Annotated in this window: 7 protein-coding genes; 5 read left to right on the plus strand and 2 right to left on the minus strand. The window is 65.6% G+C overall.

All coding sequences use genetic code 11. From position 1 onward, the window contains the following. Together ACP2YP_RS19740 and ACP2YP_RS19745 are read right to left on the minus strand one after the other, a co-directional pair. Positions 1 to 1,035 carry a cysteine synthase A gene (locus ACP2YP_RS19740; RefSeq protein ID WP_426418041.1) on the minus strand — a complete coding sequence of 345 codons (1,035 nt, stop codon included), beginning with the start codon at positions 1,033 to 1,035 and terminating at the stop codon, positions 1 to 3. A 98-nt stretch (positions 1,036 to 1,133) separates the two neighbouring features. Beyond that, on the minus strand, positions 1,134 to 2,363 hold the full coding sequence (locus ACP2YP_RS19745; protein WP_426418042.1) for a class I SAM-dependent methyltransferase: 1,230 nt from the start codon (positions 2,361 to 2,363) through the stop codon (positions 1,134 to 1,136). A 650-nt stretch (positions 2,364 to 3,013) separates the two neighbouring features. Here ACP2YP_RS19745 and ACP2YP_RS19750 point away from each other — a divergent pair. Genes ACP2YP_RS19750 through ACP2YP_RS19770 form a run of 5 tightly spaced genes read left to right on the plus strand, consistent with a single transcriptional unit; the run spans position 3,014 to position 12,977 of the window. Continuing rightward, a complete protein-coding gene (locus tag ACP2YP_RS19750) occupies positions 3,014 to 4,492 on the plus strand; it encodes an efflux transporter outer membrane subunit (RefSeq protein ID WP_426418043.1) in 1,479 nt (492 codons plus the stop codon). After that, on the plus strand, positions 4,482 to 5,906 hold the full coding sequence (locus ACP2YP_RS19755) for an efflux RND transporter periplasmic adaptor subunit (RefSeq protein ID WP_426418044.1): 1,425 nt from the start codon (positions 4,482 to 4,484) through the stop codon (positions 5,904 to 5,906). Before ACP2YP_RS19750 ends, ACP2YP_RS19755 begins: the two co-directional genes overlap by 11 nt. Before the next feature lie 36 nt (positions 5,907 to 5,942). Beyond that, positions 5,943 to 9,095 (plus strand): efflux RND transporter permease subunit, encoded by a 3,153-nt coding sequence (locus tag ACP2YP_RS19760; protein ID WP_426418045.1) that lies wholly within the window; start codon positions 5,943 to 5,945, stop codon positions 9,093 to 9,095. Beyond that, positions 9,095 to 12,199 carry an efflux RND transporter permease subunit gene (locus ACP2YP_RS19765; RefSeq protein WP_426418046.1) on the plus strand — a complete coding sequence of 1,035 codons (3,105 nt, stop codon included), beginning with the start codon at positions 9,095 to 9,097 and terminating at the stop codon, positions 12,197 to 12,199. Before ACP2YP_RS19760 ends, ACP2YP_RS19765 begins: the two co-directional genes overlap by 1 nt. A 37-nt stretch (positions 12,200 to 12,236) precedes the next feature. Then, positions 12,237 to 12,977 carry a tRNA-uridine aminocarboxypropyltransferase gene (locus ACP2YP_RS19770; protein WP_426418047.1) on the plus strand — a complete coding sequence of 247 codons (741 nt, stop codon included), beginning with the start codon at positions 12,237 to 12,239 and terminating at the stop codon, positions 12,975 to 12,977. Positions 12,978 to 13,085 lie beyond the last annotated feature (108 nt).

The raw sequence follows: 13,085 nt of genomic DNA on the forward strand, positions 1-13,085 counted from the left end.
CTAGACGAACGGCAGCTTGATGTTGCTGCGCTTCTCCAGCCATTCCGGCACCGGCAGGTTCTTGGCGCGCATGAAGTCGGCGTTGAACAGCTTTGACTGATAGCGGCTGCCGGAATCGCAGAGAATCGTGACGATGGTCTTGCCGGGTCCGAGCTGCTTGGCGAGCCGCATCGCGCCGACGATGTTGATGCCGGTGGACCCGCCGAGGCAAAGGCCTTCGTGCTGCAGCAGCTCGTAGATCACCGTGACGGCTTCCGCATCGGGAATGAGATAGGCGTCATCGACCTTCGCGCTCTCGACGATCGCGGTTTTGCGGCCGAGCCCGATGCCTTCCGTGATGGAGTCGCCGGGCGTCGCCTTGGCTTCGCCGGTCCTGAAGTACTCAAACATGCCGGCGCCGTGCGGATCGGCGCAGGCAATCCGGATGTTCTTGTTCTTCTCTTTCAGATAACGGCTGGCGCCGGCGAGCGTGCCGCCGCTGCCGACCGAGGAGACGAAGCCGTCGACCTTGCCGCCGGTCTGCTCCCAGATCTCGGGGCCGGTCGAGTCGTAATGCGCCTTGGCATTGTCGAGGTTGTTCCACTGGTCGGCGAACAGTACGCCGTTCGGCTCGGTCTTGCGCAGCTCGTCGGCGAGGCGGCGGCCGACGTGCTGGTAGTTGTTCGGATTGGAATAGGGCAGTGCCGGCGATTCCAGCAGCTCCGCGCCGCACAGCTTGAGAAAATCCTTCTTCTCCTGGCTCTGCGTCTCCGGGATCACGATCAGCGTGCGATAGCCGCGCGCGCTCGCCACCACCGCTAGCCCAATGCCGGTGTTGCCAGCGGTCGCTTCCACCACGAGACCGCCCGGCTTCAGCTCGCCGCGCTTCTCGGCTTCCAAAATCATCCATTTGCCGGCGCGATCCTTGACCGACTGGCCCGGATTCATGAACTCGGCCTTGCCGAGAATGGTGCAGCCGGTCAGCTCGGAGGCGCGCTTGAGCTTGATGAGCGGGGTGTTGCCGATGGCTTCGACAACGTCGTTGTTGATGGTCATGTCAGGCAATTACCGGCTGGATGCGTGAAGTCATCGAGACCCTAAAGTAGGGTCGCCGGGCTTACAAGCGACCCCTTGCAAGGCGAGGGCGTAAACTCTTATTGCTGCTTTGCGAAGATGACCTGCCGGACGTCGATGTTGCCGGAGAGGAATCCGGCCTCGCAATAGGCGAGATAGTACTCCCACAGCCGCCGGAACCGGTCGTCAAAGCCGAGCGGCACCAAGCCCGGCCACGCCGCGCGAAAGTTATTTCGCCAGGTGGCAAGCGTCTTGGCATAATCTTGCCCGAAGATGCGCTCGCGGATGACGGGAACGCCAAATCGGTCGCCAAGCGACTTCAGCACCGCCGGCGAGGGCAGCATGCCGCCGGGAAAGACGTAGCGCTGGATGAAGTCGACCTCGCGCCGGTAGCCCTGGAAGAGCTTGTCCTGGATTGTGATGGCCTGGATGCCGGCAAGGCCGCCCGGCAGCAGCCGGTCACGCAGCTGGGCGAAATAGCGCGGCCAGAACCGCTCGCCGACAGCCTCGATCATCTCGATCGAAGCGATCCGGTCGTAGCGATCCCGCTCGTCGCGATAATCCTGCAGCCGGATCTCGACCTTCTCGGCGAGGCCCGCCTCGTGGATGCGCCTGCGCGCGAAGTCGCGCTGCTCGGTCGAGATCGTGAGGCCAACGACGCGTGCGCCAAACGTCCTGGCGGCGAATTCGGCGAAACCGCCCCAGCCGCAGCCGATCTCGAGCAGCTTCTGGCCCGGCTTCAGGTCGAGCGCCTCGGCGAGGCGGCGATACTTGTTAGTCTGCGCGGCTGTGAGGTCTGTGGTCGATTCCTCGAACAGCGCCGACGAATAGGTCATGCTCGGGTCGAGCCACGCCGCGTAGAACGCATTGCCGATGTCGTAATGGGCGTGGATGTTGCGCCGCGCCTGGCGGCGCGTGTTGCGATTGAACCAATGCTGCACCGTCTGCACAAACCGCATCAGCGGCTTGTCAAGCAGCATGGCCTGGATCAGATCGTGGTTGACGCAGAACAGGTAGAGAAACTGCGTCAGGTCCGGTGTATCCCAATCGCCGGCGAGATAGGCTTCTGCGATGCCGATGTCGCCGCCATTGATCAGGCGCGAGGCGAAGCCGTAATTGTGCAGGCGCATGGTGGCATTCGGACCCGGCTCATGACCGCCAAGCCGAATCACGCGGCCATCGGGCAGGGTCACATCGAGTGTGCCGCGCCTGAGCCTAGAGCCGAAAGTGAGTGCAAGGCGGACAATCCGCGGCAGGTCAGCGAGCGCTGTCTCCACATTATCGGGCGTCACCGAGACGATATTCAACATCGCCGGACTCATCACCTCAACTGGTCAAGGGTGACAATCCGCAAGACGCACCCATCCCGTCTTTCGCCAGAACCGCGCGCGCCCCGCAAACGGTCAACTACGAATAATATATGCGGGTGTTTTGCCGGCCGCCAAGGTGGTTTCGCAGTCGGGCGCGGCATCGGTCGCGGGAAGGGCTATCGTCACCATCGCGCTACTCCGCGGCCTCCGTGAACTCAATCGGTGCCGCGCGCCTGGGCGCATTCGCCGCGAGCGCCTCGGCAGTCCCCGCCTTGTGCTGGACAAGGTACTGTGCGTTGCGGCGCGGTTTCAGTGGAGCGCGGGCGGCCTTCGCTGGCTCTGGCGTCAGTGTGGCGGCAATATCACATGAAATCTTAGTAAGCTTGACCGCGTTTCCGGATGTTTCGGAAATGAGAGAAAGCCTTGTAAGACAGGCATATCTTACATTTTCGGGCTGAGGATGCGGGCGCTTTCGGGGACGCATTTCGCAAGTGCGGGACTGTCCCGCAGTTCCGCGCCCGGCTAGGATGGCTCTCAGGTTCCGCAGAAAGCATCACCGTTGTGACCGAGTTACACAGACCCATCCAGCTGTTAAGCCGCGAATCGGCTAATCCGGCCGCGCGGCGGCGGTTGGATCTGCCCGGCAGGGGGTGGATGTGACACAGCGCGTTCCGGCGGTCGCCGAGCGGCGATCCTTTGGATCAGCTTTCCGCACACCGGCGCGCTGGTTTGCGGTGCTGTGCTTTGCCTCGACCTCGGGCGCCTGTGTGCTGACCCAGGATCTTCCCGATCCCGCGCTCGATGTCCCCGCGCATTACAAATACGCCGGGAAGGCGGACGCGCCGCCGACGCTGGATTGGTGGCGGGGTTTCCGCTCGGCGGAGCTGACGCAGCTGATGGAAGAGGCGCAGACCGTCAACCTCGACATCGCTGCCGCGGTCTCGCGCATCGTCGAGGCCGACGCCCAGGCGCGCCAGGCAGGCGCGGCGCTGCTGCCGAGCCTGTCGGGAGGCGGATCGGAGACGTATTCACGCACATCAGGCTCGAGTGCGTCGGGCCTGACCAATGGCGGTCGCGAAGTCGTCAACTATTCCTCGTCGCTGAGCGCCAGCTACCAGCTCGATTTCTGGGGCCAGAACCGCGACGCGCTGCAAACGGCGGAGGAGACTGCGAAAGCCAACCGCTTCGACCGCGACACCGTCGCGCTGACGACGCTCGCAGCCGTCGCCAATGCCTATTTCCAGGTGCAGTCCTCGCAGGATCGCCTGCGCACCGCCCAGCGCAATATCGCGAGCGCCCAGCGCATCCTCGATGCCATCCGCGAGCGCCGCAAGGCCGGGACGGGTACCGATCTCGACGTCGCCCAGCAGGAGAGCGTGCTGGCCAACCAGAAGGCGCTGGTGCCGCCGCTGCGCCAGACGCTCGACCAGAACGCCAATGCGCTCGCGGTGCTGGTGTCGCGCCCGCCGGAGAGCGTTCGCGTTGCGGGCGGCTCGCTGGACCGGATCGCGATCCCGCGCGTCACGCCCGGCCTGCCGTCAGAGCTCCTGACGCAGCGGCCCGACATTCGCCGGCAGGAGGCCCAGCTCGCCTCGGCCACTGCGAACATCGGCAATGCCCGCGCGCAATTCTTCCCGACCATCCAGCTCACCGGCAATGGCGGCTATCAGAGCTCGGCGCTGGTCTCGCTGTTCCAGCCTCACGCGGCTTTCTTCCAGCTGGTCGGCAGCGCGACCCAGCCGATTTTCGACGGCGGCAAGATCCTCGGCAATTTCGAATACGCCAAGGCGCGTCAGGAGGAGTTGCTCCAGACCTACCGCAAGACCATCGTCCAGGCCTTCACCGACGTCGACAATGCGCTGTTCTCGATCAAGCAGACCACGATCAAGCTGCAATTGCAGCGCGATGTCGTCAATGCTTCGCGGCGCGCCTTCGACCTCGCCGAGCAGCAGCTGCGCGCCGGCACGGCCGATATCGTGACCGTGCTCAACACCCAGCTGACGCTGTTTCAGGCCGAAGACACGCTGGCGCAGGCACAGCTCGCACGCCTTCTTGCCATTGTCAGCCTGTATCAGGCGCTCGGCGGCGGCTGGGAGCCGCGAATGGAGAAACCGGTCAATGCTCTTTAAGCCGGATACGAAGGACAACGCGAAAGCGGGGACGGCGAAAAAGTCGCGCGGCCGCGGCTTCGTCATGACCCTGATCACGCTCGCGATCCTCGGCGGCCTCGGCTATCTCGGCTGGACCGTGATGCATCAGCAGCCGCAGCAGGCGGGCGGCGGCCGTGGCCAGCAGCGGCCCGATCTGCCGGTGCCGGTGCTGGCGGCGACGCCCAAGGTTCAGGACGTGCCGGTCTATCTCGACGGCGTCGGCGCGATCCGTGCGCTCAATACGGTCACGGTGCGCTCGCAGGTCGACGGCAAGCTGATCGCAGTGAAATTCACCGAAGGCCAGGAGGTCAAGAAGGGCGATGTGCTCGGGGAGATCGACCCGGCGCTGTACCAGGCGACCTATGACCAGGCCGTCGCCAAGAAGGCCCAGGACGAAGCCCAGCTCGCCAACCAGCGCATCGATTTGACGCGCTACGAGCAGCTCGCGGCCACCAACGCCGGCTCCAAGCAGCAGGCCGACACCCAGCGCGCCGCGGTCGCGCAGACCGAGGCGCTGGTCAAGGCCGACCAGGCCTCGATCGACAATGCGGCGGCGACGCTGAGCTACACCAAGATCGTGGCGCCGCTCTCGGGCCGCGCCGGCCTGCGTCAAGTCGATCAGGGCAACATCATCCACGCCTCCGACACGACCGGCCTCGTCGTCATAACGCAGTTGCAGCCGATTGCGGTGTGGTTCAGCCTGCCGCAGCAGCAGATCATGCGTGTCAATGCGGCGGCTGCAAAGGGCGCGCTCGCGGTCGACGTGTTCGGCAATGACGGTGTCACCGTGATCGACACCGGCAAGCTCACCGGCATCGACAACCAGGTCGACCAGACCACCGGCACGCTCAGGCTCAAGGCGGAGTTTCCTAATGCCCATTACCAGCTCTGGCCGGGCCAGTTCGTCAATGTCCGCCTCAAGGTCGAGACCTTGACGCAGGCGCTGGTGGTGCCGACCTCGGCGGTGCAGCGTGGACCGATCGGCACGTTCAGCTACGTCATCGGCGAGGGCGACATCGTCTCGGCCAAGCCGGTGACGGTGACGCAGCAGAATGAGCATGACGCGGTCATTGCGAGCGGCCTGTCGCCGAACGACCGGGTCGTGACAACAGGCTTCGCCAATCTGTCCGACGGCTCCAAGGTGATCGTCGGCCGCGACGAGCAGACGCCGTCAGCCGACCTCGCCCCGCGCAAGCGCACGCGCGCGCCGGATGGCCAGAAGAAGGACGGTCAGGCCAAGGATGGCCAGAAGGACGGACAGGGCAAGGACGGCGAGCTCCGCGCCAAGCGGAGCAGCAGTGAAGGCGACCAGAAGGGCCAGACCGGTCCGGCGCCGGGGCCGACACAGGGGGCTGGGGCTCAACCATCGGGACCAGGAGCCAAGCAGCCATGATCCCGGCAACAGCCGCCTGAGCGGCAGGCGCATCTCATGGGTGTTTCAGAACCCTTCATCCGCCGGCCGATCGCGACCTCGCTGCTCGGCATTGCGCTGCTGATCGGCGGCGCGCTCGGCTATTTTGCGTTGCCGGTCTCCGCGCTGCCGCAGGTCGATTTTCCGACCGTGCAGGTCTCGACGCAATTGCCGGGCGCGAGCCCCGACGTGATCGCCTCGCTGATCACCGCGCCGCTGGAGCGGCAGCTCGGCCAGATCCCGTCGCTGACGGCGATGAACTCGACGAGCTCGTTCGGCGTCAGCCAGATCTCGCTCCAGTTCGACCTCAACCGCGACATCGACGGCGCGACGCAGGACGTGCAGGCCGCGATCAATGCGGCCGCAGGCGTGCTACCCAAGACGCTGCCTTATCCGCCAACCTACGCCAAGGTGAACCCGGCGGATGCGCCTGTCATGACGCTGGCGCTGCGCTCGGACACGATCTCGCTGCGGGCGATGAGCGACATCGCCGACACGCTGCTGGCGCAGCGGCTCAGCCAGATTTCCGGCGTCGGCCGTGTGTCCGTGCTCGGCGGGCTCAAGCCGGCCGTGCGCATCCAGGCCGATCTGGCGCGGTTAGCTGCCTACGGCATCGCGATGGAGGATTTGCGCGCCGCCATCGCCAATGCCAACGTCTCGGGGCCAAAGGGTTCGCTCGACGGCGCCCAGCAATCCTACATCATCGCGGCCAACGACCAGATCGCCGCCGCCGAAGCCTACCGCCCGATCATCATCGCCTATCGCAACGGCTCGCCGGTCACGATCGGCGACGTTGCCCAGATCGTCGACGGGCTGGAGAACGACCGCACCGGCGGCTGGTATCAGGGCACGCCGGCCGTCATCATCGACATCCAGCGCCAGCCCGGCGCCAATGTCATCGACGTCGTCAGCCAGATCCGGGCCGAGATCCCAAAAGTCCAGCGCGCCATTCCGGCCGGCGTGCACCTGACCATCGTCTCCGACCGCACCGTCACCATTCGCGCCTCCGTCCACGACGTGCAGTTCACGCTGATCTTGAGTGTGGTGCTGGTGACGCTGGTGGTGCTCTTGTTCCTGCGCTCGCTGCGCGCCACGCTGATCGCCGGCGTCGCACTGCCACTGTCGCTGATCACGAGCTTCGGCATCATGTATTTTGCCGGCTTCAGCCTCGACAATTTGTCGCTGATGGCGCTCACGATCGGCACCGGCTTCGTCGTCGATGACGCCATCGTCATGATCGAGAACATCGTTCGCCATATGGAGAACGGCGACAGCGCGATGCAGGCTTCGCTGAAAGGCGCCAGCGAAATCGGCTTCACCGTGATCTCGCTGACGGTATCGCTGATTGCGGTGTTCATCCCGCTGCTGTTCATGTCGGGCCTGGTCGGCCGCATGTTCCGCGAATTCGCACTGACCTTGACGATCGCGGTCGTGACCTCGGCGGTGGTGTCGCTGACGCTGACGCCGATGATGTGCTCGCGCCTGCTCAAGCACGCCCATGAGGAGCTGGCGGTGCCGGGGCTCGCCGCCGTCAGCCGCTTCATCGACCGCACCGTTGAGTTCTACCACCGCACGCTGCTCTGGGTGCTGGAGCACCAGCGCGCCACGCTGGTCGTGACCTTTGCGACGCTGGCGGCGACCCTGGTGCTCTATGTCGTCGCGCCGAAGGGTTTCTTGCCGCTGCAGGACACCGCTTCGATCACGGCGGTAACGGAAGCCGGGCCGGACGTCTCCTTCGGAGAAATGCAAAAGCGGCAGGCCGAAGCCGCCGACGCCATCAAGGCCGATCCTGACGTAACAGGCGTGGTCTCGGTGATCGGCGCCGGCTCGGTCAACCCGACCACCAATGTCGGCCGTCTCGTCATGACCCTAAAGCCGCGCGGCGAGCGGCGCGACGATGTCAGCGCGGTCATCACCCGGCTGAAGGACAAGGTCTCCGGCATCCCCGGCATGACCGTCTACTTCCAGCCGGTGCAGGACGTGCAGATCTCGACGCAGTCGAGCCGCTCGCAATACCAGTACACGCTGACCGGCACCGATGCGACGCTGGTCTCGGAATGGGCGCGAAAACTCGTCGACGAGATGCGGCGCGATCCCTTGTTCCGCGACGTTTCGTCGGAGGCGCAGGAAGGCGGCCTGCGCGCGCAGCTTGACGTCGACCGCACTCGCGCCGGCCAGCTCGGCGTCAGCCTGCAAGCCATCACCGACACGCTCAACGATGCGTTCGCGCAGCGGCAGATCTCGACCATCTACGGCCAGGCCAACCAGTACCGCGTGGTGCTGGAGGCGCTGCCGATGTACCAGCGCGACCCCTCGATCCTGTCAAAGCTGTACTTGCCGGGCGGGGCGAGCAGCTCGGTCGTCGGCGCGCCCAACGCCCAGGTGCCGCTGGACGCAGTGGCGACGCTGAAGCGCACCACGGCGCCGCTCGCGATCTCGCACCAGGCGCAATTCCCGGCGATCTCGCTGAGCTTCAACCTCGCGCCGGGCGCAGCGCTCGGCGATGCCGTCGAGGCGGTGAAGGCGATCGAGACCCGCATCGAAATGCCCAACAGCATCGTCGGCGTCTATGCCGGCGACGCCGCCGAGTTCGCCAAGGCGCTGGCCGGCCAGCCCTGGCTGCTGCTCGCCGCCGTGATCACGATCTACATCGTGCTGGGCGTGCTCTATGAGAGCTACATCCACCCGATCACGATCCTCTCGACGCTGCCCTCGGCCGGCGTCGGCGCCATCCTGGCGCTGATCCTGTGCGGGCAGGATCTCTCGGTCATCGGCCTGATCGGCATCATCCTGTTGATGGGCATCGTCAAGAAGAACGCGATCATGATGATCGACTTCGCGCTGGAGGCCGAGCGCGGGCAGGGCATGCCGGCGCATGAGGCGATCGTGCAGGCCTGCCTGTTGCGCTTCCGCCCGATCATGATGACGACGCTGGCCGCGCTGTTCGGCGCGCTGCCGCTGGCGATCGAGAGCGGCACCGGCGCCGAGCTGCGCTTCCCGCTCGGCATCTCCATCATCGGCGGCCTGCTGCTGAGCCAGCTGCTCACGCTCTACACGACGCCTGTGATCTACCTCGCGCTCGACCGCATCAACCGCCGCCTCGAGCAGGCGCTGCCGCCGCCGGCGCCCGAGGGGCCGCCGACGGCCGGCGCGACCGAGGGGATGCAGTGATGGCATCGATCTCGGAGCCCTTCATCCGCCGCCCGGTTGCGACCACGTTGCTGTCGATCGGGCTGTTCCTGCTGGGGGGCGTCGCCTACGAGTTCCTGCCGGTCGCTTCCGTGCCGAATGTCGACTTTCCCGCCATCTTCGTTTCGGCGAGCCGTCCAGGCGCCGATCCCTCGGTGATGGCCGCAACTGTAGCCGCGCCGCTGGAGCGGCGGCTCGGCGAAATTGCCGGCATCAACCAGATCACCTCGACGAGCTCGCTCGGAACGGCGAACATCCAGCTTCAGTTCGACATCGGCCGCAACATCGACAAGGCGGCGCGCGATGTGCAGGCCGCCATCAACGCTGCGCTGGTCGATTTGCCCAGCGATTTGCCGGCGCTGCCGCGCTTCCGCAAGGCCAACACGGCCGGCGCACCTGTCTTCGTGCTGGCGCTGACTTCCAAGACGCTGTCAGCCAGCGCCATCTACGACGTCGCCGATACCGTGCTGGCGCAGCGCATCTCGCAGGTGCCGGGCGTGGGCGACGTCACGGTGTCGGGCGCCGACCAGCCGGCGGTGCGGATCCAGCTCAACCCGGTCGCGCTGTCGAATGCGGGGATCGCGACCGACGACGTCCGCACCGCCATCATCAACGCCAACCCGCTCGGTCCGGTCGGCATCTTCAACGGCGAGCGCCAGAGTGAAACCCTGTCGCTGAACCGGCAGATGCGCACGGCCAAGGAATTCCGCGACATCGTCGTCAAGAGCTCCAACGGCAACTTCGTGCGGCTGTCCGACGTTGCCGAGATCGAGGACGGCGTCCGCAACGCGCGCTCGATCGCCTGGTTCAACAAGCAGCCGGCGGTGCTGATCCAGATCACCAAGCAGGGCGACGCCAACGTCATCGACACCGTCGACCGGGTGAAGGCGCTGATCCCCAACCTGAAGCAGTGGATCCCGGCCGGCGTCGACGTCTTGACCCTGGTCGACCGCACCAGCACGATCCGGGCCAGCGTGATGGACATGCAGTGGACGCTGCTGGCAACCGCCATGCTGGTGATGGTCGTGGTGTTCGTATTCCTGCGCCGGATGACGCCGACGATCGCGGCCGGAATCTCGGTGCCGCTGGCGCTCGCCGGCACCTGCGCCGGGATGTGGGTCGCGGGCTTCTCGATCGACAATCTCTCGCTGATGGCACTCGCGATCTCGGTCGGCTTCGTGGTCGACGATGCCATCGTCATGATCGAGAACATGTTCCGCAATCTCGAGCACGGCATGCGGCCGATGCAGGCGGCGCTGGAGGGCGCCAAGCAGATCGGCTTCACGGTGGTCTCGATCAGCCTGTCGCTGATCGCCGCGTTCACGCCGCTGATCTTCATGGACGGCATCGTCGGCCGTCTCTTGCGTGAATTCTCGCTGACCCTGACCTTTGCGATCGTGGTCTCGACCCTGGTGTCGCTGACGGTCACGCCGATGATCTGCGCCCATTACATCCGGCAGACCACGTCGGGCTCCGCCACGCTGTTCGACCGCCTGATCGAAGGCTCGCTGTCGCGCATCGTTGCGTTCTACACCCGCACACTGCGCGCGGTGCTCGAGTTCCCGCTGCTGACGCTGCTGGTGTTCTTCGCCACCATCGGGCTCACGGTGATGCTCTACATCAAGGTGCCCAAGGGCTATTTCCCGACCGACGATTCCGGCTTCGTCATCGGCGCGACGCGCGCCTCGGCCGACATCTCGTTCCAGTCGATGCTGACGCTGCAGCAGCGTCTCGCCGACATCGTGATGCAGGATCCGGCCGTGGCCGGCATCGGCTCGACGGTCGGCGGCGGAGGCGGGCCGGGAGGCGCGACCTCGAACCGCGGCGTCATGTACATCAGCCTGAAGCCGCCCGAGGAGCGAGATCACATCTCGACGCAAGTCGTGATCGACCGGTTGCGGAAGGCACTGTTCCCCGTGCCCGGCATCCGTCTCTTCATGTTTGCTGCCCAGGATGTCCGTGCCGGCGGCCGGCAGAGCGATTCCAATTATCAATATACGCTCTCAAGCACCGACCTCGACCTGCTCCAGAAGTGGGCGCCGATCGTGGCCAAGCGGATGGAGACGGTCGACGGCATCACCGACGTTTCCAGCGACCGCGATCCCGGCGGACTTCAGCTGACATTGAACATCGATCGCCAGAAGGCCGCGGCGCTCGGCGTCAAGGTTCAGGACATCGACAACGCCTTGAACAACGCCTTCTCCCAGCGCCAGATCTCGATCATCTACACCCAGCGCAACCAGTACATGACCGTGCTGGAGATTGATCCGAAATTCCAGGTCGATCCGTCCAACCTCGAACGCATCTATGTCGCCGGCGCCAACCACATGCAGGTGCCGCTGTCCGCCGTGGTGCATGCGACCCGCGGGCTCGCTGCGCTCGCGGTCTATCATTCGCAGTCGGTGCCCTCGACCACGGTGTCGTTCAACACCTTGCCGGACGTGGAGCTGCAGGCGGCCACCCAGAACATCCAGCGCGCGGTCGAGGAGTTGCACATGCCCGAGGGCATTCGCGGCAGCTTCGACGGCAATGCCGGCGATTTCGCCAAGACCAGCGGGCGTCAACCACTCTTGATCCTCGGCGCGCTGGTGGCGATGTATATCGTGCTCGGCGTGCTCTACGAGAGCCTCGCCCATCCGCTCACGATCATCTCGACGCTGCCTTCGGCCGGCCTCGGTGCGCTGCTCGCGCTCCAGATCACCAACACGCCGCTGACGGTGATCGCCTTTGTCGGCATCATTCTCCTGATCGGCATCGTCAAGAAGAACGGCATCATGATGGTCGACTTCGCGCTCGATGCCGAGCGCCAGCGCGGCCTGTCGTCGGCCGAAGCCATCTTCGAGGCCTGCCAGGCGCGCTTCCGCCCGATCCTGATGACGACCATGGCGGCGCTGTTCGCCGGCATTCCGCTGGTGGTCGCGACCGGGCCGGGCACCGAGCTGCGCCGCCCGCTCGGCATCACCATCATCGGCGGCCTGTTCGTCTCGCAGATCCTGACGCTCTACACCACGCCCGTGATCTACCTTTTGATCGACCGCCTGCGCCGGCGGTCCGAGCCGCGCGCGCTGGCGGCGCCGGCGGAATAGGTTGTTGTCGCGCGTTACGAAGCGTATAGCGGCGATCATGTCGAACCCAGCTGAGACCACGGCCGCAGCGCCGGAGCCTATTCCCGAATGTCCGCACTGCCAGAAGCCGATGCCGCTCTGCATCTGCGACAGTGTCACGCCGATCGAAAATAGTCTCGAGCTCCTGATCCTCCAGCATCCGCAAGAGCAGGACAGGGCGCTCGGCACGGCGCGGCTGCTGGCCAGGCATTTTGCCGATGCGACCGTGCGGGTCGGCCTGTCCTGGCCGAGCCTGTCCAAGGCGCTCGGTCACCCCGTTGAAAACGCCTCGCACTGGGCCGTGCTCTATCTCGGCTCGGCCCGCGCCGCCGACCTCGACGTGGAGGCTGAGATCGTCGCGCTCAACCGCAAGGGCGAGGTCGCGGAGAACCAGCGCGCCATCCTCGGCAAGCTCGAAGGCGTGGTGTTGCTCGATGGCACCTGGAGCCAGGCCAAGGCGCTGTGGTGGCGCAATCCCTGGATGCTGAAATGCCAGCGCGTGATCCTCAACCCGGCGCACCCGTCGCGCTACGGGCGCCTGCGCCGCGAGCCGCGCAAGGACGGACTGTCGACCATCGAGGCGGCTGCAACGCTGCTGGCCGGTCTCGAGCGGCGCCCCGACATCGCAGAGACGCTCAACGCGAGCTTTGAACGGCTGTTGACGCGCTACCGCGAGGTTCAGGCCGAGATGCCGGAACTGGCGCCAAAGCCGGCGCCGAAGGGTCGGCGACGCGATTTCCGCCGCGGCAAACGGTCCTGACTCGAGCCGATCTCGTCCGTACGGTTGATTGCCCCGCCGGGCGTGTGAAGATAAAGACCCAGGGAACAGCAGGTCCTCCGCGATACCATCGCAGCGTTCGGTAAGCCG

It is taken from the genome of Bradyrhizobium genosp. A, assembly GCF_049949275.1.
GTDB lineage: Bacteria > Pseudomonadota > Alphaproteobacteria > Rhizobiales > Xanthobacteraceae > Bradyrhizobium.

Excerpts from the sequence above, each read along its gene's own strand:
- ACP2YP_RS19740 (WP_426418041.1), bottom strand. The coding sequence starts at position 1,035 with ATGACCATCAACAACGACGTTGTCGAAGCCATCGGCAACACCCCGCTC.
- ACP2YP_RS19745 (WP_426418042.1), bottom strand. The coding sequence starts at position 2,363 with ATGTTGAATATCGTCTCGGTGACGCCCGATAATGTGGAGACAGCGCTC.
- ACP2YP_RS19755 (WP_426418044.1), top strand. The coding sequence starts at position 4,482 with ATGCTCTTTAAGCCGGATACGAAGGACAACGCGAAAGCGGGGACGGCG.
- ACP2YP_RS19760 (WP_426418045.1), top strand. The coding sequence starts at position 5,943 with ATGGGTGTTTCAGAACCCTTCATCCGCCGGCCGATCGCGACCTCGCTG.
- ACP2YP_RS19765 (WP_426418046.1), top strand. The coding sequence starts at position 9,095 with ATGGCATCGATCTCGGAGCCCTTCATCCGCCGCCCGGTTGCGACCACG.
- ACP2YP_RS19770 (WP_426418047.1), top strand. The coding sequence starts at position 12,237 with ATGTCGAACCCAGCTGAGACCACGGCCGCAGCGCCGGAGCCTATTCCC.